General features: G+C 39.8%; 18 protein-coding genes. 8 read left to right on the top strand and 10 right to left on the bottom strand.

What is annotated here, in order from left to right; genetic code table 11:
• Positions 1-128 precede the first annotated feature (128 nt).
• The 3 genes from ACFSKL_RS15570 to ACFSKL_RS15560 form a co-directional block, all read right to left on the bottom strand.
• Positions 129-992 (bottom strand): hypothetical protein, encoded by an 864-nt coding sequence (locus tag ACFSKL_RS15570; RefSeq protein ID WP_376887250.1) that lies wholly within the window; start codon positions 990-992, stop codon positions 129-131.
• Positions 993-1,012: 20 nt separating this feature from the next.
• Positions 1,013-1,978, bottom strand: a complete 966-nt coding sequence (locus tag ACFSKL_RS15565; protein WP_376887249.1) for a vWA domain-containing protein — start codon at positions 1,976-1,978, stop codon at positions 1,013-1,015.
• A gap of 63 nt (positions 1,979-2,041) precedes the next feature.
• Positions 2,042-2,620 (bottom strand): peptidylprolyl isomerase, encoded by a 579-nt coding sequence (locus ACFSKL_RS15560; RefSeq protein ID WP_376887248.1) that lies wholly within the window; start codon positions 2,618-2,620, stop codon positions 2,042-2,044.
• A 471-nt stretch (positions 2,621-3,091) separates the two neighbouring features.
• Between ACFSKL_RS15560 and ACFSKL_RS15555 the strand changes: the two genes are divergently transcribed.
• Positions 3,092-3,919: a CRISPR-associated endoribonuclease Cas6 gene (locus ACFSKL_RS15555; protein ID WP_376887247.1), complete on the top strand. Its 828-nt coding sequence runs from the start codon at positions 3,092-3,094 to the stop codon at positions 3,917-3,919.
• On the opposite strand, the gene ACFSKL_RS15550 is transcribed toward ACFSKL_RS15555, so the two are convergent.
• The 3 genes from ACFSKL_RS15550 to ACFSKL_RS15540 all read right to left on the bottom strand — a co-directional run bounded on the left by ACFSKL_RS15550 (position 3,882) and on the right by ACFSKL_RS15540 (position 7,444).
• Positions 3,882-4,973: a DegT/DnrJ/EryC1/StrS family aminotransferase gene (locus ACFSKL_RS15550; RefSeq protein ID WP_376887246.1), complete on the bottom strand. Its 1,092-nt coding sequence runs from the start codon at positions 4,971-4,973 to the stop codon at positions 3,882-3,884. The two genes, ACFSKL_RS15555 and ACFSKL_RS15550, sit on opposite strands and share 38 nt — an antisense overlap.
• Positions 4,963-6,252, bottom strand: a complete 1,290-nt coding sequence (locus ACFSKL_RS15545; protein WP_376887245.1) for a glycosyltransferase family 4 protein — start codon at positions 6,250-6,252, stop codon at positions 4,963-4,965. Before ACFSKL_RS15545 ends, ACFSKL_RS15550 begins: the two co-directional genes overlap by 11 nt.
• A 205-nt stretch (positions 6,253-6,457) precedes the next feature.
• The gene (locus tag ACFSKL_RS15540; RefSeq protein ID WP_376887244.1) at positions 6,458-7,444 is read right to left on the bottom strand and encodes an aldo/keto reductase; all 987 of its coding nucleotides are present in this window, start codon (positions 7,442-7,444) and stop codon (positions 6,458-6,460) included.
• Between the two features lie 80 nt (positions 7,445-7,524).
• Between ACFSKL_RS15540 and ACFSKL_RS15535 the strand changes: the two genes are divergently transcribed.
• Both ACFSKL_RS15535 and ACFSKL_RS15530 read left to right on the top strand, forming a co-directional pair.
• Positions 7,525-7,914, top strand: a complete 390-nt coding sequence (locus tag ACFSKL_RS15535) for a Dabb family protein (protein WP_376887243.1) — start codon at positions 7,525-7,527, stop codon at positions 7,912-7,914.
• 55 nt (positions 7,915-7,969) lie between these two features.
• Positions 7,970-9,307, top strand: a complete 1,338-nt coding sequence (locus ACFSKL_RS15530) for a S41 family peptidase (protein WP_376887242.1) — start codon at positions 7,970-7,972, stop codon at positions 9,305-9,307.
• Between the two features lie 392 nt (positions 9,308-9,699).
• On the opposite strand, the gene ACFSKL_RS15525 is transcribed toward ACFSKL_RS15530, so the two are convergent.
• Positions 9,700-10,239, bottom strand: coding sequence for an SRPBCC family protein (locus ACFSKL_RS15525; RefSeq protein WP_376887241.1), 540 nt, complete (start codon positions 10,237-10,239; stop codon positions 9,700-9,702).
• A gap of 516 nt (positions 10,240-10,755) precedes the next feature.
• On the opposite strand from ACFSKL_RS15525, the gene ACFSKL_RS15520 reads away from it, so the two are divergent.
• From ACFSKL_RS15520 to ACFSKL_RS15500, 5 genes are all read left to right on the top strand, one after another.
• Positions 10,756-11,358 (top strand): TetR/AcrR family transcriptional regulator, encoded by a 603-nt coding sequence (locus ACFSKL_RS15520; RefSeq protein WP_376887240.1) that lies wholly within the window; start codon positions 10,756-10,758, stop codon positions 11,356-11,358.
• A 2-nt stretch (positions 11,359-11,360) separates the two neighbouring features.
• Positions 11,361-12,749, top strand: coding sequence for a TolC family protein (locus ACFSKL_RS15515; RefSeq protein WP_376887239.1), 1,389 nt, complete (start codon positions 11,361-11,363; stop codon positions 12,747-12,749).
• 133 nt (positions 12,750-12,882) lie between these two features.
• The gene (locus ACFSKL_RS15510; protein WP_376887238.1) at positions 12,883-14,010 is read left to right on the top strand and encodes an efflux RND transporter periplasmic adaptor subunit; all 1,128 of its coding nucleotides are present in this window, start codon (positions 12,883-12,885) and stop codon (positions 14,008-14,010) included.
• 6 nt (positions 14,011-14,016) lie between these two features.
• Entirely contained in the window at positions 14,017-17,427 is a 3,411-nt protein-coding gene (locus ACFSKL_RS15505; protein ID WP_376887237.1) for an efflux RND transporter permease subunit, read from the top strand.
• A gap of 99 nt (positions 17,428-17,526) precedes the next feature.
• Entirely contained in the window at positions 17,527-18,027 is a 501-nt protein-coding gene (locus ACFSKL_RS15500; protein WP_376887236.1) for a UpxY family transcription antiterminator, read from the top strand.
• A 69-nt stretch (positions 18,028-18,096) separates the two neighbouring features.
• Here the strand turns inward: ACFSKL_RS15500 and ACFSKL_RS15495 are convergent, their stop codons facing one another.
• The 3 genes from ACFSKL_RS15495 to xseA form a co-directional block, all read right to left on the bottom strand.
• A complete protein-coding gene (locus ACFSKL_RS15495) occupies positions 18,097-18,813 on the bottom strand; it encodes a hypothetical protein (RefSeq protein ID WP_376887235.1) in 717 nt (238 codons plus the stop codon).
• 254 nt (positions 18,814-19,067) lie between these two features.
• Complete coding sequence (xseB, locus tag ACFSKL_RS15490; protein ID WP_376887234.1) at positions 19,068-19,259, bottom strand: exodeoxyribonuclease VII small subunit; 192 nt, start codon at positions 19,257-19,259, stop codon at positions 19,068-19,070.
• Positions 19,249-20,565, bottom strand: a complete 1,317-nt coding sequence (xseA, locus tag ACFSKL_RS15485; RefSeq protein ID WP_376887233.1) for an exodeoxyribonuclease VII large subunit — start codon at positions 20,563-20,565, stop codon at positions 19,249-19,251. The genes xseB and xseA overlap by 11 nt, the downstream gene beginning before the upstream one ends.
• Between the last annotated feature and the right edge of the window lie 388 nt (positions 20,566-20,953).

The following is a 20,953-nucleotide window of genomic DNA, read 5'->3' as shown; positions in this document are numbered from 1 at the left end:
TATCGGGATCGACATTTTTTAAATTATGAATTTTGAACTCCGAATAATGAATCAAGAATTCGCTAGGTACTTGATTGTAATCCAGCATCTACTATCCTCAGCGCATCTCTGCGAGATCTTACTTCACCCTACCATTCCGGCAAACTCCTATCAGCTTTCTTGGTTGGTTTCTTGCGGTTTTGTTGGATGTAGCGTAATTCTGCCGCATTCATGGCGTCTAGGATTTGAGCTGCCTGTTCAGGTGTCAGGTTCATTTCCTTCAACTTTTCTTTCAATTGTTCTTGGGCTTTTTCCCTGTCACTCAAGTCACTTTCCAGATCACTGGGCTCTTGCGAATCTTTTTCATTTTGGGATTTTTCGCCATCCTTGTCATCCTTTTGTTCGGAGTCTACATCTTCGTCGTTATCTGCCTCATCTTCACCTTCTCCGTTTTTCTTGTTTTCGTCTTTTTTCTCCTGATCCTGATTGTCTTGCTCCTGATCTTGGTTTTCGTTATCCTGATCTTCTTCGTTGTCTTCATTTTGATCCTCATTATCCTGATCTTCCTGATCCTTATTCTCTTCGAGCCATCTGGCGAGGAGTTCATAGTTGTATCGGGCGGATTCGTTGCTTGGATCCTTTATGAGCGCATATTTGAAAGCTTCCAGTGCTTCTTCGTATTTCTTGTCTTTCCCCAAAATCATACCATTGTGGTTGGAGGAGAATGATGAGATCATTTTATTCCCAGAGCTAAGTAGGGACATAAATGTCCGTTGTGCTTCTTCTGGTTTTTCGGCATATTGATAGCTCAACGCCAAATTGAAATTTGCTTCTGGACTATTGACATTGAAATCAGACAACAAGGCCAGATGGTCTTCAACCGATTTTTCATATTTGGCTTCGGAATAACTTTTTTCAGCAGCTTTGATGGCAGCGTTCTTTTTGGAAATCTCCATCCAAGATCCCGGCACAAATAGTAAAATCAAAAACAATATCCTACTGACTATTAGCATAATAATGATGTGTGAATAATTTAGAGGTTGATAGTCCTAAGTGGCAAAATCATGTCGATCAATGCCAGTCCCAAAGCTGCCAGTAAGAAGTAGAAATATTTGTTGGCAGAAGCCTCTACCATTCTGCTTCCTGTGATGGAACCTTCCTGCCTTTCGATGGCAGCTATCAAATCAGCAGTTTCCTGAACTTCGTCACTGATCTCAAAATAGCCCCCATCTGTCTGAGCAGCGAGATATTTCAAGTTGGTGGTTTCAAGCTTTGTGATGGCAGGTTGGTTGGTTTTGGGATCAATTATCAGAGAGTTGCCTTTTGGGATCGTACTCCCCTGGGAAGTTCCAACACCCAAACTGAATATTTTGATACCGGCATCATTGTAATCGTTGATGATTGACCTGAAGTTGTCCCCAAAATCCTCTCCATCAGAAATCAATATCACTGAGCGACTGCTGGTCTCTGGCCTTTCATCCGATGTGAATTTGGACAAGGCCATCTGTAGAGGTGCATTGATGTCTGTTCCCTGATTGGGAACCAACCCTGTATTCAATCCATCTATATGCAATTGGAGGACATTTTGGTCAAATGTAAGCGGGCATTGGATAAATGCCTCTGAACTGAAGATGATCAGCCCTATCCTGTCTCCAGCTAGGCGCTTTGTCATATTCTTCAATTCAAATTTGACTTTTTGCAATCTGTTGGGACCAATATCGGTGGCATTCATCGATTGGGATAAATCTACCGCAATAAATATATCTTTTCCCTCTTCTTTGATTTCTTTCATCGAAGTACCGATGGATGGTCCTGTCAATGCAACCAAAAATAGAATAAAGTAAGCAACCCGCAGGATCATCTTCATGAAAATGCGGTGTTTCTTGACTTCAAGTCTCTTGTTGATAAGATAAAACCTGTATAAGTAAATCATGTAAAGCAACCCAAAGATGATTGCCAACCAAGTAATTAATTTTCCGTCCGGATATGCCCAAATCATGCCTTGAAATTATAAAATATAAACGAAAGATAGGTACTAGTATTTCATTTTGTTTGAAAACGATCAATGGTTTTGAACCAGGGATTTGATTTCTGCTTTGGTCATTTCCCTGATTTTTACGGTCATGGTAATGTGAGAGATTGGCTCGTCATCTTCATCCCTTTTGACAAATACGATTTTCTCAACAATGTCCATCCCTTTGATAACCTGGCCGAATACAGTATAATCATTGTCCAGTCTGTGCAAGCCATTTTTGTTTTGTACAATATAAAATTGACACCTTGCCGACAATTTATCCGGATTGTCGTCCCTGCCAGCACCCACTGCACCATACACATGGGTGATGCCTTTGACAAACTCGGGCTTCAGGAGATATTCCGGATCAGTGAATCCCGCTTCCGTATCAGGGCAACCTGCTTGCGCCACGAAGTTTGGGATCACCCGGTTGAAAGTCAGGGAGTCCCAATATCCCTTGAAAGCAAGCTGGACAAAACTTGCCTTGTGTTTGGGGGTTTCATCAAAAAGTTGAATATAAATCGTCCCCTCGGTAGTCTCGATGATCCCGATAGGTTCGGTGGACTGGGCAAAGACTGGGATTGCAAATGTCCAAAAGAATAGGCTGAGGATAGTTTTTTGGTTCATGGGGCTAATATAGGGAACTGGGGATAAAGTATTATATGAATTTCAGCAATTCTACATGCAACGAATAGGGGGCAGTTGGTTTTACCCATTCCTCTTTTCCTTTTTACAATCACGGAAAATTCAAATTTACTCACATTATGATCGATTTTCATTGGAGTTCGTGAATCTCCTTTGGTCGATTTAAGGAGCAATTTATAACAGATTTCTCACAGTCGTTCGAAATGACTACTGTATATTTTTTCTGATAATCCCGATTGAAAGATCCGGTTTGTCTTTTTTCCCTATTTCCTTTCACCTTTTCCCCTCATCCATTCTGATTGTATTGGAAAAATTAAAATCACTCATGGAATAATTGTTTTTTTAAAGAAGTTAAAGAATCCCAATTACTTTTTAACCAAAAAAATACCAACTACAGGGTATTTTTTCCGAGCTAGATTGTTGCTAAGTTGCCGTCTTAAAACTTGGTGTAAGATGCAATTTCTAGTCAAACTTAAAAGGGGGAGTACAGCAAACATATTTCCACAAACTTATCAATTTCAACTATCTACGGCATTGGAAAAAATGCTGAAAGGGGCTGATATGGATTCTATGCTTGATATCTATGGAAACCAAAACAATTCCCGAAGGGTATATCCATTTACATTCTCAAACTTGAATTTTGATTATTTCAAAAATGATACAACCCATGAAACCATTACACACATAGGGGACATTGCTTGTTTGGATTTGAGGATATTGGTAGATGATTCCACGGTAGATTATGTTCACCATCTTTTGGTGGGGCAGAAGATTGGGTTTGTAGGTACGGAAGGGAATGTGGAATACACAATTGTAGAACTGAATGAAATCCCAAAGCTGGACTTTAAAGAGGAGATGGTTTACAAAACTGTCAGCCCCCTGTATTTGGTAAACGATATAAATACAGGGGAGAAGGAGTATATTTCACCTGATGACAATAGATATTCCATGATGTTTAAGAAGAATTTATTGAAGCGTTTCTCAAGTTTTTTCCCAGAATTGGAGAGTATCCAACATGTGGAAGACTATTGTCCAGAGATCAAGTTTGAGACGCTTTCAAATATTCAAGAGAATGATGTGGTTTTCCAAAACAATAGGGGAGAATCAACGCGATTCACTGCTTATAATTTCGACTTTAAGTTAAGAGCATCACCAATACTGCAAGAACTGGGGTATTATGGTGGTTTTGGGGCACAGAATATGCTTGGATTCGGTTGTGTTGCGATAAAATCCCCAAGTAGTTTCAAGCAAACCTTTTCAGGACATCACATACTTTCTTGATTTCTTCTTCACCGATAAATGGGTTGAGGGGAAGTGACAGTATTCGTTGGGAAATTCTTTTGCTCTCAGGAAATTCTTCACCTGATCTGTATGGTGTGATTTCGGGGATAATTGTAGGATAGTGAATGGCAGTATAGATTCCATGAAGCTCCAAATGCTTTTTTAAGGCATCTCTTTCTTCACATTGAATGACAAACAAATGCAGATTATGATTGGCTTGCTTTGTTCCCTGGGGCAAAGTGATCCAGTTTACATCCCTTAAGTGTTCGAGGTAGATTTGTGCGAGATTTTTCCTTTTGGCTTGCCACAAATCAAAATAATTCAACATTACATTCAAAAAACCTGCTTGAAGTGTATCTATCCTGGCATTTCTCCCAATCCGCAAATGATGGTCTCGGCTTTTCTGGCCATGGTTTGCCAAAGTCCTCAGCTTATGGGCCAGCTCTTTGTCTTTCGTGGTGAGGGCGCCCGCTTCCCCAAGTGCCCCCAGGTTTTTGCTGGGATAGAAACTGAAGCAACCTATATCCCCGAACAACCCTGCACTGATCCCATTTTCAAAAGCCCCAATAGCCTGTGCTGCATCTTCTATGATAAAAATACCCTTTTTCTTTGCCCACTTGGCCAGCTGTGTCATACATACCATTTTTCCATAAAGATGGACTGGGATGATTGCTTTCGTCTTGGAACCAACAGCATCATCCAACAGTGTCAGGTCAATTAATCCTGATGGGTCTGTATCGATGTAGATAGGTTTGGCACCAACCAAAACAACAGCTTCCGCAGTGGAAACCCATGACAGGGCAGGAACCAGGACTTCATCACCGTGCCCAATTTCCAAGGCCCTCAAAGCCAGCTCAAGTGCATCTGTCCCATTGGAGCAGGAGATCACATAAGGGGACTTCAACAGAGTACGGAGCTTGCTTTCAAATAGGTCAACTTCCTCTGATCCGGAGAACATTCCTTTATCCAAAATTTCTGAAAACTTTGCTTTTAGAACCTCTTTTAGCTCTTTTGGGAATTGCTTGAGATTAAGAAATGGGATTTCAGATTTCATCTAATATTTTGGCTAGGGTTTTGGTCAAAGTCTTTCTAGAGTATTTTTCTGTATTGGTATTCCCTTCCTTTTCTGATGCAGGATCAAAGTCTTTGAGGAATTTTTGTATTCCTATCTGGTCAGTATGTGAGAACACTTTTCCTGCTTGGGCTTCCGACAGGATTTTTGCTGAATCACCATTGATGTCACCAAGAGCCAATACAGTCCTTCCCGTAGCAATATATTCAAAGAGTTTTCCTGGGATGTTACCCTTTGCATTTTTTGTATCTGTAAGTATCAAAAGGAGCAAATTTGCATCTTGATAGAAGTCAAAGACTTTTTCATGGCTTACATAACCTTCAAAAGTGACGTGCTGATCAAGCCATTCATTTTGCCTAACAAAATCCTGGACAGTTGATGAAACTTTCCCTACGAATCTTAGAACCGCTTGTTTTCCGTTGTTTTGGAATACAGCCTGAAAAGCTTCCAAAAATGGTATGGGGTTTCTGATGGCATCGATGACTCCAGTGTAGACGATTTCGATCTTGTTGGAATCCTTTTTGGTCAAAGACCAATCTTTTGGTAAGTCATCAGGGTCAAAACCGTTGGTAAGTAAGTTGATTTTCTTTCCTGCCAATTTCCCCAAATCTTCCTGGAAAGTCGGGCTGATGGTGGCAACGGCATCTGCTTCATGCAGGACCGATTGCTCTAGCGATTCATGTTTCTTTCTGACGACCGCATTCATGGGGAGTGTGTCAAGAAATTCCCATTGGGACCATGGATCACGGAAATCGGCGAGCCAGGGGATATTGGTTTTCCTTTTGAGATTTCTACCGATCAGGTGCAAGCTGTGTGGTGGGCCTGTTGTGATGATAGCATCGATTTGGTTGTTGGCGATGATGTCTTCCAAAAATGTAACAGCAGGCTTGACCCAAAATACCCTTGGGTCAGGGATCAAGAAATTAGCCCTTGCCCAGATACCCGCTTTATCGATGAAAGATTTCTCTTTTTTTTCCAATACTTTGGAGGTGTCCCCCATTTTTTCCTTTTTCAATTTCCTGAAAATGCCATAAGGCTCCCAGATAGGAAAATGCATAACCTCAAGCTGGGGATTGATTTCTTTGAGCAAACCCTCATCTTTCAAATCAAAATCCGGGTTCTCGGGCGTGAAAATGATTGGTTCCCAGCCGAAATCAGGAAGATATTTGGCGAATTTCAGCCATCGTTGAACCCCTGATCCTGCAGATGGAGGCCAATAATATGTGATGATCAATACCTTTTTGGAAGTCTTTGCTTGCATTTTTGGGAGGAGTTGATTTGTCCGTGGATGGTTTAGAAGTTAATTAGTTCATTTGTAGTACTTTAATAATTAAGCGTTCAGAGTTAATCGTTAAAAGGTTATATGGTGATCTGTGAACATTTAACGATGGACAGTTAACATTTTGCGTATCTCTGCGAGATGGTTGACTCTTGTTTCTGTTCTCTCGTATCTCCTTTCCGCTATCCTACCACAAATGGGCAACTTCTTTCCGGATATATTCATCATAAACATGCTGGACGGCTTTCATTTTTTCGGAAGAAATAGCTTCCAGTTGGCTTGCTTTTACATTGGAAATGATTTGTTCTTCACGGGAAGCTCCGGGGATAACGGTGCTTACTTCTGGAAACATCAAGATCCATTTCAATGCCCATGATGCCAATGCCAAGTCTCCTTTGAAAATATCTTTGAGTGCATCTACTGCACGAAGGCCAAGTTCATAAGGTACACCAGAGAATGTTTCACCCTTGTCAAAAGCAGCTCCATCGCGATTGAATGTGCGGTGATCTTCGGGATCAAATGTGGATTTTGAGTTTAATTGGCCCGTAAGCAGCCCACTTGCCAGGGGAACACGGACGATGATGCCTACATTGTTCAACTTTGCCTCTTGAAACAGAAGCTCGGAAGGTTTCAGCCTGAACATGTTGAAGATAACCTGGATACTGCTGACATTGCTGTATTTCAATGCATCAAGTCCTTCTGATACTTTCTCTATGCTCACACCAAGATGCTGGATTTTCCCTTCTTCCTTTAGTCTTTCGAACAAACCAAAGATTTCATCCCGCTGGTACACAGGTGTAGGTGGGCAATGGAGTTGGATCAAGTCCAATGTATCCAGCCCCATGTTTTTCAAGGAAGATTCGACATACATTCGAAGCGCTTCGGGAGTGTAGCCTTCATTTGTATGTGGGTTGATTTGTCTTCCACATTTTGTGGCCACATAGATCTTTTCTGAGCGCTCCTTGATGGCTTTGCCTACAGCAGCTTCGCTCAATCCTGCATCATAAACATCAGCAGTGTCGATGAAGTTGATCCCTTGATCGATGGCTGTATGGAGGATTTTATTGGCGGAAGAATGGTCGAATTTTCCTCCCCAACCACCACCGACTTGCCAAGTTCCTAAGCTGATTTCCGATATTGTATATCCTGTTTTACCAAGGGTTCTGAAATTCATATGATAAATCTTAATATTTGAAAATATTGTTTCGCTGAGCAAGTTAAATTTTTATATTTATAACTTTCAAACTATCCAATATGAAATCAAGAAGAAAATTTATTAAAAAAGTTGCTTTGGTAAGTGCTACAACCTCGATGCCAATGGTTTTGATGGCAAATCAGGCTGTTGAAGATAAAATGATCCATCAGGTATTCTTTTGGCTTAATGAAGGAGAAGATGTGGAAAATTTCATGAGAGAGGCATCTGTGCTTGGAAAGTGCCCTACAGTTGCCAAGTTTTTTATTGGCCAACCCGCACCTACAGAAGCAAGGGATGTAGTTGACCACAGTTACCAGGTGGCATGTACATTATTCTTCAAATCACTTGAAGACCAAAGTGCATATCAGGTAGAGCCAAAACACCTGGAATTTATAGAGAGAAATTCGGCAAAATGGAACAAGGTGAAAGTTTATGATTTTATGATTTAAACCAATCCCTCATTATATCACGTTTATATGACTATTCACCATTTATAATAAAACAATGTTCACCAAATATTTTGCTCGCCTAACCTTTGTCTTGCTCATCACTTTGGGCATAGTCTCCTGTAACAAGGAAGACGAAAATCCAGATCCAATAAAAGTAGAGAATGCGGTCAAGGAAGCTATAGTGGAGACGATGAGGGCATGGTATTTTTGGAATTCAGAATTGACGACCAATATTGACGTGTCCAAATTCAATTCCAATGATGGATTGCTTGAAGCAATTTTGTTCAAACCGGTGGATAGGTTTTCTTATATAACGACAAGGGCTGCATTTGAAGCGGCTTTTACGGGGCAAGCGTCAGGAGTTCACGGTTTCGGTTTTTCGTTGGATGCGGACGAAAATATGTTCGTGTCTTTTGTCTATGACCTTTCCCCGGCAGGGCAGGATGGTTGGGAAAGAGGGTGGCAAGTAATAGAAATCAATGGAAAGCCAATCGCAGAGTACAAAACATCGAGCGGCTTTAATTTCCAGTTGGGGCCAAATGAAATTGGTTATAATAATACTTTTAAAATGAGATTGCCTGATGGTTCGGAGAAAACAACGACCATCCAAAAAGCTGCATTCCAAACCAATTCAGTATTATACAAAGATGTCATAGAGCAGGAGGGAAAGAAGATTGGCTACTGGGTTTACCAAAGTTTCAGACAGACTCCAGGCCTTACCAATCCAACGAGAAGTCAGGAAGTAGAGGATACTTTTGAGTATTTTATGGCTGAAGGGATTGATGAAATAATCATAGACTTGAGATATAATGGTGGCGGATCGGTAGCTGTGACGGAGCAGATTTTGAATTATCTGGTGCCAAACAATGCCGGAAGCAGTGTGATGTACACCAACAGACACAATGCCCTGAGATCAAGCAATAACAGAACGGTGAATTTCTCCAAAAAAGGAAATCTTAACCTAAGCAGGATAATTTTCATTACCGCAAGAGGATCAGCTTCTGCATCCGAATTGTTGATCAATTGCTTGGATCCCTACATGGATGTGGTTTTGGTAGGGGACAATACCTTTGGAAAACCTGTAGGGTCATTTCCTTTGAGTTCCTTCAATAGGACATTGGCTGGAAACGATGTGGAGCTGGTTCCCATCACCTTTGCCATTGATAATGCGGAAGGAAGGGCGGATTACTTTGATGGTTTTCCTGTTGACATTCCATCACCTGACAATCCTTCCAAGAATTGGGGCGATACCGCCGAAAACAGATTTCAGGCCGCCCTTGAGTATATAAGGACAGGAAATACAGGAGCGAGAATCTCAACGAATACATTCAGATCAAGATGGGAAATGATTGATAATTTCAAAGGTTTGGAGCAGGAGTTTCCGGTTTATTAGATAGAGGAGCTAGATGTGGGACAGAAGCAAGAGATGAGACACAAGTGACAATCGAGAGAGAAAAAGGGATACAAACCCCGAATGGGCCTGCCTGGCGTCAGACAGGGTTGAACTTCTTCAATTAAAAGAAAAAAGCGTCAAGTAAAATCAGGACATGACAAAGCAATAGAGGAGAGCCAAGAAAAGAGATGGCTGTCATATCGAACGAAGTGAGATATCTTCCCACAATTCTGCGGGACAGACTCCTCACGGTCGATATGACTTGCCTATAAAAAAAGCGTCAAGTAATTTCAGGGCGTGACAGAGATTTGAGACACAAGATATAAGAACCTGAGGTTTGAGACAGGGTTAGGTAGTACTTAAACCTTTACCAATTTACCTACTCTAAATCTTTATTTTTCAAGAATCTCTTTAAGGTTTTTTAAGCCAATGGCAAAATCATCGCCGACCATTTTATCCATATCCAAAAACCATAACATGGCATTCATTGGGTATTTCATAGTTCCATCATACCCCCAAACTACTTTGGTTTGGGTTTCTGTAACTTTCTGAAGTTCTAAATATGCAAAATCGGAAGCTTCAAAAGGTTCTTTGAATCTCAGTGCATAATCAATCCTTTTACCTGGATCGATGGCTAATATTTCTTGTTCACCTACACCTACATCAGGTTTTACACTTTTCCAAGCATAGATAAAGCCTACTTCCCCGTCAATCCCGTAAAAACTTTTCTCCATTTCAGGATCCATAGAATCCCATTTACTGTAGTTTTGTTGATTTTTAAGGTATTTTACATAATCAAACACGACTTGTTTAGGTTGGTCGATAACGATTTCCCTGACTACCTTGATTTCTTTTGTTGTGATCAAAGCAACCAATAATGGAATTGCAATGACGAGTGCTAGGATTACACCGATTGTTTTTAGGACTTTCATAGTTTTGGGTTTTTGTTTTTTTCAAAATTTGACCATAATGGGCTCAAACAGATTGAATATCATATAAATATAACTATTAGCTAAATAAAGTTATTCTGGATTTTCAGAACTTTTCATTAGAATTTCTTTCCAACCAATGAGACTATTCCCCATGTATCTTCTTCTTAGGTCCATAAATGAATCAAAAAATCAATAATTCTTCCAAAATCAATCAATAACAATGAACTATTCTGGAAAATGTGCGTTTTTTAAGTGCTAATTTCTCAAAATTAGGCTTCAAATTAACTTAATTTTCTAATTTTTAATAATATTCCAAAAAAATGATTTTAATATAATTATCATCCGATTTATTAGTTTAATAAATAATTAAATATAAGTTTATATGACATATACTTGTTTAATATTTTGTTGTTAATCCAATGTTAAGCCTTGACTTAAGAATTATTCTAAAAATAAACCTAGGAAACTTTGAACTTTCGAAAAGTTTCCTGAGTTTTGTAGAAAATTCAGTAAAAGTTGGACACAAGAGAAAAAATTATCGTTACGGCAGTTGAGCAGTTTATGCAGTTTGGGATTCGGTCCGTGACAATGGATGACATTGCACGATTGACAGGAGTATCCAAAAAGACAGTTTATCAGGAATTTTCTGATAAAAATCAACTAGTCTTGGAGACTTTTCAAAAAGAGCTGGATGAGGCTGGATGTAAGATCAGCGAGCTTCCAGATATTAATGGAGGAGTTATAGACCATTTAATTGGGTTGTCATGTTACCTGAAAAAGCGTTTTTCAGAGATGAACCCTTTTGTACTCAATGAAATACAGCGGTATTATCCGCAATGCTGGCAGATCTTTGAAGATTTCAAGAAAAAACACATCCACCAGGAGATTATAGGTGTTTTGGAAAAAGGTGTTGAACAAGGTTATTTCAGACCGGAAATCAACACTGAGATCATTGCTGCCATGCGGATTGAGCAGATGTCGAGCTTGTTTGACCCCATCAAGTTTCCACCGTCAAAACACAATATGGGTGATTTGCATTTGGAGATATTTGAGCATTTTCTCTATGGGATTTTTACAGAAAAAGGAAAAGAAACTTACTTAAATAAAAAAAGTAAATAAGCATGAATAGATTGTTGAAAATGAGAAGTATCAGTCTTGTATTGGGTCTGATGCTGTTTTTCTCCTTAAGCATAGCAAATGCCCAAGAGGTAGTACAGCTATCACTGGAAGAAAGTATCAAATATGCATTGGAAAACAATGTGGAAGCAAAGAATGCGCAATTGGAAGTGCTCATCTCCAAGGGGATCATCGGAGAAAATAGAGCCGCTGGACTTCCCCAGATCAATAGTACCGTGGAGATGACAAAAAATATACAACCACCATTGTTGATTTTGCCGGCAGAAGCAGGAGGGGCTATTGGTGGTGGAGATGATGGTAATCCAGGAATGGGAGGTCCCGATGACATTACTGTTATTCCTTTTGCTGTCAACTATCAGTCTACTTTATCTGTATCAGTCGAACAGATGATTTTCAATGGTTCCTATTTTGTAGGGTTAAAGGCAGCAAAGACTCTGAAGTCATTGACTGAGTTTGACAAGGAAAAAACAGAAACAGATATCATTGAAGCGACAAAAAAAGCATATTTCACTGTGCTGATCAACAATGAAAGGAAAGAGTTGGTTGCTGCAAATTTGGGTAGAATCAAAGAGTTGCTCAAAGAGACTGAAGCTTTGCATGCTGAAGGTTTTGTTGAGAAACTTGATGTAAGCAGGGTTAAAGTACAACTCAACAATCTACAGTCAGAATTTGACAAAGTCCAGGCAGCGGAAGAAATCAGCAAGGAAATATTGAAAGTACAGATTGGAATGCCTATCAACATGGACATTGTACTGGAACAGAACATAACGGATATCCATTCTTTGACTGAAATTGAGTCACTATTGAGCAATAATGGTTATAGAAGGGTGGAAATGGATCAACTCAATACCAATTTGGAATTGGCCAAACTGGATTTAAAGAACAACCAAGTTCAATACATGCCAAATATTTCAGCCTTTGGGACTTTCCAACGGGTGACTGGTGCTGAAAGATTCAACACAGTTTTTGATTCTGACAGGTGGTTTTCTTCATCATTTGCTGGTCTAAGGATGAATATTCCGATTTTCGATGGGTTGAGAAAAAGCAATTTGGTACAACAAAACAGGGTTAAAATCAGACAGCTCGAAAACCAAAAGTACTATTTGGAGGAAAATATCGAACTAGAAAGGCATCAAGCTAATATTACACTTAGAAATGCCATCACAACTCTTGCTGTCCAGGAAGAAAACAGGGAATTGGCATTGGAAGTGTTCGAAATGACTAAAATTAAATACCAAGAAGGTGTGGGGTCCAACCTTGAAGTAGTGGAAGCAGATTCAGCACTAAAAGAGGCTGAGACAAATTACTTCTCGGCATTGTATGATGCTTTGATCGCCAAAGTGGATTTAGAAAAAGCATTGGGAATATTATAAGTAGTAACAAGAAAAATTATCCAATATAAATATGAAATCGACACGATTAAAATCATCATTAAATATTCAGAACAATGATGATTTTAATCGTCAAAGATTCCATGTGACCTCTGAAAAACAAAATATTAAACACATGAAACTATATACAAGACTTATACTCTTTTCATTGGGATTCGCAGTGATCGCTTGTGAAGCCCCAGATGAACTGACCGCAAAAAAAGCGGAATTGCAAGAATTGAAAGGAAAAGCAGCCCAACTAAAGTCAGAAATAGATGTACTTGAGAAGGAAATAGCTACCATAGACCCTGATTTTGCGAAATCCAACAGGAAATCTGTATTGGTTACTTCGATAAAGCCTGAAAACGGAGGATTTGAACATTACATAGAAGTGACAGGCTCCGTCTTGTCCAAGAAGAATGTGAATATCAGTGGGGAAGTTTCCGGTAGCATCCAAGAAGTTCGTGGCACGGAAGGAATGCGTGTATCAAAAGGTCAGATATTGGCAGTGATTGATGCAGAGACAATCCAACGCAATATTGATGAATTGGAAAAGCAGATGGAATTGGCCAAAATTGTTTTTGAGAAGCAAGAGAGGCTGTGGAAGCAGGAAATAGGGACTGAAATCCAATATCTTGAAGCCAAGAATAGGATGGAAACTTTGGAGAAAAGCCTAGCGGGATTGAATACCCAAAGGGACAGGGCTACCGTACGTGCACCTTTCTCAGGCTCCATAGAAGCAGTTTTGGTTCGTTTGGGTGAATTGGTTCAGCCAGGTACACCCATGTTCCAGATAGTAGGCGACAGTGATTTGTTTATAGAGGCAGACTTATCTGAAAGGTATGTTAGCGTAGTGAAGCATGGTGACGAAGTTAAATTGACCTTCCCGTCTTTAGGCAAGGAGCTGACCAGCAAGATAACGTCAGTTGGAGGGGTGATCAATCCAAACAATAGAACTTTCAAAGTTGAAATCATGCTACCGGCATCCAAGGATATCAAACCAAATATGGTGAGTGTATTGAAAATACAGGATTATGAAAATCCAAAAGCGATATATATCCCTATTTATTTGATTCAAAGGGATAGTAAGGGAGAGTATGTTTATGTAATCGATGGAGGGGTATCCAAGAAAAAATATGTAACCAGCGGAATGACATACAACCAAAAAACGGAAGTGAAAGAAGGTCTGGATGGTACTGAAATACTTGTTGACAAAGGTTTCAATGAAGTAGGTGATGGCAATCCTGTAACAATAACCAAGTAGAGAAAAATGTCTGAAGATAAAGATATAAAACAGTCAAAAACAAAGAGGGAATTTGGTCTTTCTTCCCTTGCGGTCAATAACACTACCAGTGTTATCATACTCACTTTGATTATTTCTTTCATGGGTTTGTTTGCCTACAAAACCATGCCGAAGGAAAGTTATCCTGAGATTGTGATTCCAACTGTCTATGTGGGTACGTCATATCCTGGTAATTCACCTGTAGATATGGAAAACCTGATCACCAGGCCGATAGAGAAGGAGCTTAAATCCCTCAAAGATTTGAAGAAAATCACCTCAACATCGATTCAGGATTACTCTACGATTATCGTAGAGTTCAACCCAAATGTGGATGTATCGAGGGGATTGCAGGATGTAAAAGATGCCGTAGACAAAGCCAAAAGTGAACTGCCAAATGATTTGGACCAAGATCCAAACATTTTTGAGTTGGATTTCTCTGAAATGCCGATCATGTTCATCAACCTTTCCGGAAACTATTCCCAGGAGGAGCTGAAGGTGTTTGGCGAGTATTTGGAAGATGAAATTGAAAAACTTCCTGAAATCTCCAAAGCAGATCTGACGGGGACAATAGATAGGGAGATCAGGATAGATGCCGATCTTCATAGGATGGAAGCGATGGAAGTCAGTTTCAGTGATATTTCCGATGCGATCAGTGGAGAAAATATCACGCTATCGGGAGGTAATATATTGAGTGGCGATTTTAGAAGGGCACTCAGGGTAACTGGTGAATTCAAAGATCCGGCTGAGCTGAATGAAATCATTGTAAAAAATGAGAATGATAAAATCGTTTATTTAAAAGATGTAGCGACAGTCACAGATACATATAAAGAAAGGGAGAGTTATGCTAGGGCATACAAACTTCCGGTAGTGACGGTAAATGTAGTAAAAAGAAGTGGTGAGAATTTGCTGGATGCCAGTGATAAGATCAAGGAGATCATTGAAAAGGCAAAAGCGAACAGGTTTCCTGAAGATCTGCAAGTTTCCATCACCAATGACCAGTCTAAGTTCACCAGAAGTATGGTTGACAACTTGGAGAACAGTATCATTTCAGGTGTCATATTGGTAATCTTGGTATTGATGTTCTTCTTGGGATTCCGGAATGCACTCTTCGTGGGTGTTGCAATTCCAATGTCTATGTTCATATCCTTTATGGTACTCAATGCATTTGGTGTTTCGTTGAACATGATGGTGTTGTTTTCCATGATATTGGCACTGGGGATGTTGGTAGATAATGGTATCGTGGTAGTGGAAAACATCTACAGATTGATGCAAGAGGGAATGAGTCCCATCAAAGCCGCCAAAGAAGGGGTTGGAGAAGTGGCATGGCCGATTATCACCTCAACTGCGACTACAGTAGCTGCCTTCTTCCCATTGGCGTTCTGGGATGATATCATGGGTGAATTCATGAAATATCTACCCATTACATTGATTATTGTGCTTTCATCTTCCCTATTTGTAGGTCTTGTCATCAACCCGGTGTTGACGGCGATGTTTATGAAGATCCAAGATAATTCCATCAAGAAATCCAAGAAGAAGCCACTTGTTGTGGCAGCAATCTTGGCTACAATGGCAATACTATTGTATATCACAGGGTCATTTACATTGGCCAACTTGCTGATGTTGGGGGCAATCTTGACTTTGGTCAATGTCTTTTTCATGAGAAATGCCATCAAGTGGTTTCAAAATGTCTTGCTGGTAAGATTGGAAAATGTCTACGAAAAGACATTGACATATTCATTGTCAGGATTTAAACCTATATTGTTTCTATCAGGTACTTTCTTGATGTTGGTATTATCAATTGTACTTTTGGGAATAAGATCTCCACAGGTAGATTTTTTTCCAGAGAGTGATCCCAATTATATCAATATATTCATAGAGCATCCCATTGGTACTGATATAGAAGCTACGAACACATTTTCACAAGTAGTGGAAGATGAAATCATTTCTTTGATAGAACCTTACAAAGATGCCATAGAATCTATCATAGCGCAGGTCGGTGAGGGTACAAGTGACCCTGCCGAAGGACCAAGTATGGGCGCTACTCCACACAAGGCGATGATTACTGTCAGCTTTTTTGAATATCAATATAGGGGCGGGGTCAATTCTACCAAAGTAATGGAAGAAATCCGGGAAGCTGTAGAGAAATATCCTGGAGTACAGATCACAGTGGATAAGGAACAGAATGGCCCACCGGTAGGGAAACCGATCAATATAGAGGTCAGTGGAGAGTACTTTGATGAGTTGGTTGCAGAAGTAGATAACATCAGAAATTATATCGGGGAGTTGAATATTCAGGGTATTGAGGAATTGAAGACGGATTTGGAAACAGGAAAGCCTGAATTGATAGTCAATATCGATAGGGAGAAAGCCAGAAGATTTGGGCTTTCTACTTTTACGATAGCCAATGAACTCAGGACTGCCTTGTTTGGGCTGGAAGTTTCCAAATATAAAGAAGGTGAGGATGATTATCCTATCCAACTGAGATTGGCAGACGAATACAGGTATGATGTTACTGCGCTTTTCAACAAGAAAATATTCTTTATGGATAAGTTTGGAAACAGAAGGAATATCCCTATCACAGCTGTAGCTGATCTTGAATATAGTTCAACCTATGGCTCTATCAAGAGAAAAGACTTGGATAAGGTGATAACATTGTACTCGAATGTGAAGGATGGTTTCAATGCCAACGAAATCAATGAAAGGATCAGGGCAGCAATGACTGAGTATGATCTTCCGGAAGGCATAGATGTGAAGTTTACCGGAGAGCAGGAAGAGCAGGCCAAATCAATGGAGTTCTTGTTTAGGGCCTTGATGATTGCAGTATCTGTGATTTTCCTGATCATTGTCGCCCAGTTCAACTCTGTTATTACACCCTTCATTATCATGTGTTCGGTGGTATTGAGTACAATCGGGGTGTTCTTGGGACTTACAATTTTCAATATGGACTTTGTAGTGATTATGACAGGGATTGGTATTATATCTTTGGCTGGGGTTGTTGTGAACAATGCCATTGTATTGATTGACTATACCAATCTTATCAGAGTGAGGAAAAGAGTGGAGCTAGGTCTGGAAGATGGTGAGTATTTGCCCTATAATGAAGTGGTCAACAGTATTGTCGAAGGAGGGAAAACACGTTTGAGACCTGTTCTCCTTACTGCTATCACTACGGTGCTTGGCCTGATTCCAATGGCGATAGGAATGAACATCAATTTCAGTACTTTACTGTCTTCATTTGACCCACAATTCTATATAGGAGGTGACAATGCCGACTTTTGGGGACCGATGGCATGGACTGTAATATTTGGGTTAACCTTTGCTACGTTTTTGACGTTAGTGATTGTACCTGTCATGTATTTACTGGCAGATAAATTGAACATGTTGTTGCGTAGATTTAAATAACATGATTTAATAAAGGTTGGTGGTTTTTAAATTTCTTAAACCCTTGGGATATTATTCCAAGGGTTTTTAATTTTGTACTTTTATGGAAAAGTAAGATTTATGGCAGAATTAAACTGGTTTGTACTTTACACGACATCAAGGGCAGAAAAGAAAGTCGCCCAAAGATTGAGGGAGAAAGGTTTGGAGGTTTTTCTTCCTATGATTGAAGAAATGAGGCAGTGGAGTGATAGGAAAAAGAAAGTACAGAAAGCACTTTTTAACGGGTACTTATTTGTCAAAACTTCGAAGACTGAGCTTTGGGATACACTTCAGGTTCCCGGTGCTGTGAAATTTGTGAATTTCTCGGGGGAGCATGCTATCGTCAGGGAACAGGAGATCAATGCCATCAAAAGGATATTGGAGACAGGTGTTGCGATCGAGACAGACAATTCTGAAATTGAGCCAGGAGAACAGGTTTCCATCATCGGTGGAGCATTGGAAGGAATGGTAGGGGAGTGTGTCAACAAAGCGAATAAGGATTACTTCATTATCAGAATCCCTGGTATCAACCAAAACCTGATGGTCAATGTTCCAAGAAAATACTTGGAAGTAACTACATAGGACTGCTTAAAAAGCAAAAAGGGGATGATCAAAATTTTGATCATCCCCTTTTTTTCAAAAGACAGTCATTTAAAATTTGTTTGAAGGTCTCAAATATCTTTTCACCATCAGCTGTAATTGCCAAAGATGATCGTCAAGCTTGTTGAAGTTTCTATTCCCGTCAATGTTGTCCGAAAAGCTAAACAAAAGTGACCCCTCTAACATAATATCGGTTTTTTCATTTAATTTATAAGAAACACCTGCTCTACCTGGAATATACATGGAGACTACTTGGTGGTTTTCGACTGTTTCATTTTCGTATTCCAAATCTACATTGGATAAAAGTACTCCCAAACCCAGTCCCCCATAGATATTGAAATCGGATCTGAGATATGCATGGTCACTGGGAAACATATTGTACACAGGCATCACATCCAAAAAATTCACTGATCCCGAAAAATTCTTTGCTGAAGATCTTGATTGCCACGTCTCTAGGATTGTGGCATTTGTTGTTTCCATCCCTTCGATTTTTTGATGGCCAATATTAGCCCTTATGTCAAAATTCCGATTTAACTTTCTGCTATAGGCAGCTGTAACGGAAGGGTTTAACTTGAATTTGAACTTGCTATAAATTCCCCCATTATCTGCATAAATAAAAGAGGGGCCCGCACCTATGATGATGGAATGGTCCACCGGGATTTTATATTCATGGAAACTTTGTCCAATACCTTCAAATGGAAAGGAAATTAAAGCAAAGAACGCTAATACAGGGAAACAAGCTATTTTGGATGATTTTGAAATACACATTTCTTTATAGTTGGTTAGTTCTGATACCGCAATTCTACCAAATATCCATTTGTATAAAGCTTGTACCCCAAACCGGAACCCAGGGTGCAATAGATGAAACCTTTAACAAAAAGAACTGAAACTAATTTGGCTAAATTGAGATATACAGGTGGTTTTTATAATCAATTTTAGCCATCGAATGCAAATTGCTTGCCAATTGACTTGACCAACCAAGAATAAATCTAATGTATATTGAAAAAAACAATGTTATTCCGCTAATCCTCAAATGCTTTGGATATTTCCTCTTCCGTCATCCTCAATTTCCCTTTGCACGTTTTTACAAGTGAAGCCGCTTCTTTTGCAAGTGCCGATAGCTGATCGATACCCTCTTCTCCAGCTTCAAGTTTTTCTACGATCTGCTCGATTCTGGCAAGTGCTTTGTCATAACTTAGATTATTATCTTCCATATTCTTCCACTTTTTTGATAGTACTTCTTATTTTTTTGTCTTGACTAAAAGTCGTCATTTCCAATCCTTCTTTCACTTCGGTTTTGTGTATAGGTTTACCATCAATTTCGGTTCGTGTATAACCTTTTTCGAGAAATGATTGAGGATTTAGGTTTTGAATTGAACGATCTAGGGAGTTTAGTCTATGCTCCTCATTTTGGAGTTGGATTTTTATGTCTTTTTTTAGCGTTGCTACCAAGCTATCGAGTTTATAAACTTCCAATTTAAAAGCGTTGGATGCTATTTTGGTCAGGGATTTCCTCTTTTGTTCCAAAATCTCAAAAGACCATTGGATTTTTTGTACACTGATATTTTTTGCCCTAGATTCCAAGTCTAGCAATTTCCGGTCTTCCCAAATCAACCTTTGGGCTACAGTTCTTTCGATTTTTTTGAGATTGGTCAAGATCCTTTCTTCAAATCCCAAGAATCCTGACAGGATAAACTCGGCAGCTGCAGTAGGTGTTTTGACTTTGGTGTGTGCCACCAGGTCTGCGATGGTTTCATCCCTTTCATGGCCAATTCCGGTCAGTACAGGGATTGGGGATTTGGCTATGGCTACCGCAAGTTGGTAATCATCAAAGCAGTCCAGATCTAGCTGTGCACCGCCACCTCTGATGATAACGACCAAATCGAAACCAGCGGCCTGGGATTCTTCTTCCACCAAATCCAAAGCATGTATGATCGTCTTGGCCGCGCCTTCTCCTTGCAATGTAGCTTGAAAAAGTTTGGAATGGACTTGGTAGCCATATCTGTTAGTCTGGAGTTGCTGTACAAAATCACCATAACCAGCTGCAGATTGGCTGCTGATCACAGCGATTCTTTGTGGGACAATGGGAAGCTCGAACCTCTTGTTGAGTTCCATCATTCCTTCTGCTGAAAGTCTGTCAATGATTTCTTGTCGGATTCTAGCCCTTTCACCCATTGTGAAGTTGGGATCGACATCTTTGATGTTCAGGCTCATTCCATATACTTCATGGAAAGTCACTGTTGCCAAAGCCAAGATTTTCATTCCAGCACGCATCTCTTGCCCAGTGGCAGACCTGAATTTCCCTGCGATTGTCCTGAAACTGTATTGCCAAATATTTGCCCTGATTTTGGCTTTTACTTGATTGCCGTTTTTCTCCACCAATTCCATATAAGCATGTCCCTGGGGTGCCAACTTCAACTCCCCAATTTCGGCTACTATCCAATAATTGGGGGAGAGGTTGTTCTCCAGAGAATCCCTAATGATGTTGTTGAGTTCTAAAAGTGAAATGGCTTGTTGCATATCTGAAAATTACTTAAAAATGAGCTTACCCGCAATGCTGTAATGAGACAATAGACAGGCTTCTCTTGAATATCACATCCTGATTTTACTTGACACTTTTTCTTATTGTTCTACTTTTGTTTTTAATCCTCTAAATTGCTTCTTAATCCAAGTAAAGAGACCTCTCCTCCCGTCGAGGTCACCTGGTGGTCATTTCGAGCGTAGAGAGAAATCTCGAACTGAAATCAAGACATCCTTTTCATGTTTTACTTACTTGTCCATAGACGGGATGAGACCTCTCCTGCCGTCGAGGTGACGTAGTGGTCGAACACTTTGTCTTGCTTGTTTTCTGTCTCGTCCTGATTTTACTTGACACTTTTTTCATTGTTTTTTGAGACTTACTTTTTCT

This window comes from Belliella marina (assembly GCF_042682445.1).
GTDB classification, from domain to species: Bacteria; Bacteroidota; Bacteroidia; order Cytophagales; family Cyclobacteriaceae; genus Belliella; species Belliella marina.
Note: the sequence above shows the minus strand (reverse complement) of the source record. Positions and strands in the feature narration are given on the sequence as shown.

Excerpts from the sequence above, each read along its gene's own strand:
- ACFSKL_RS15495 (WP_376887235.1), bottom strand. The coding sequence starts at position 18,813 with ATGTGTATTTCAAAATCATCCAAAATAGCTTGTTTCCCTGTATTAGCG.
- ACFSKL_RS15550 (WP_376887246.1), bottom strand. The coding sequence starts at position 4,973 with ATGAAATCTGAAATCCCATTTCTTAATCTCAAGCAATTCCCAAAAGAG.
- ACFSKL_RS15560 (WP_376887248.1), bottom strand. The coding sequence starts at position 2,620 with ATGAACCAAAAAACTATCCTCAGCCTATTCTTTTGGACATTTGCAATC.
- ACFSKL_RS15525 (WP_376887241.1), bottom strand. The coding sequence starts at position 10,239 with ATGAAAGTCCTAAAAACAATCGGTGTAATCCTAGCACTCGTCATTGCA.
- ACFSKL_RS15555 (WP_376887247.1), top strand. The coding sequence starts at position 3,092 with ATGCAATTTCTAGTCAAACTTAAAAGGGGGAGTACAGCAAACATATTT.
- ACFSKL_RS15530 (WP_376887242.1), top strand. The coding sequence starts at position 7,970 with ATGTTCACCAAATATTTTGCTCGCCTAACCTTTGTCTTGCTCATCACT.
- xseB (WP_376887234.1), bottom strand. The coding sequence starts at position 19,259 with ATGGAAGATAATAATCTAAGTTATGACAAAGCACTTGCCAGAATCGAG.
- ACFSKL_RS15545 (WP_376887245.1), bottom strand. The coding sequence starts at position 6,252 with ATGCAAGCAAAGACTTCCAAAAAGGTATTGATCATCACATATTATTGG.
- xseA (WP_376887233.1), bottom strand. The coding sequence starts at position 20,565 with ATGCAACAAGCCATTTCACTTTTAGAACTCAACAACATCATTAGGGAT.
- ACFSKL_RS15505 (WP_376887237.1), top strand. The coding sequence starts at position 14,017 with ATGTCTGAAGATAAAGATATAAAACAGTCAAAAACAAAGAGGGAATTT.
- ACFSKL_RS15500 (WP_376887236.1), top strand. The coding sequence starts at position 17,527 with ATGGCAGAATTAAACTGGTTTGTACTTTACACGACATCAAGGGCAGAA.
- ACFSKL_RS15510 (WP_376887238.1), top strand. The coding sequence starts at position 12,883 with ATGAAACTATATACAAGACTTATACTCTTTTCATTGGGATTCGCAGTG.
- ACFSKL_RS15535 (WP_376887243.1), top strand. The coding sequence starts at position 7,525 with ATGAAATCAAGAAGAAAATTTATTAAAAAAGTTGCTTTGGTAAGTGCT.
- ACFSKL_RS15540 (WP_376887244.1), bottom strand. The coding sequence starts at position 7,444 with ATGAATTTCAGAACCCTTGGTAAAACAGGATATACAATATCGGAAATC.
- ACFSKL_RS15570 (WP_376887250.1), bottom strand. The coding sequence starts at position 992 with ATGCTAATAGTCAGTAGGATATTGTTTTTGATTTTACTATTTGTGCCG.
- ACFSKL_RS15515 (WP_376887239.1), top strand. The coding sequence starts at position 11,361 with ATGAATAGATTGTTGAAAATGAGAAGTATCAGTCTTGTATTGGGTCTG.
- ACFSKL_RS15565 (WP_376887249.1), bottom strand. The coding sequence starts at position 1,978 with ATGATTTGGGCATATCCGGACGGAAAATTAATTACTTGGTTGGCAATC.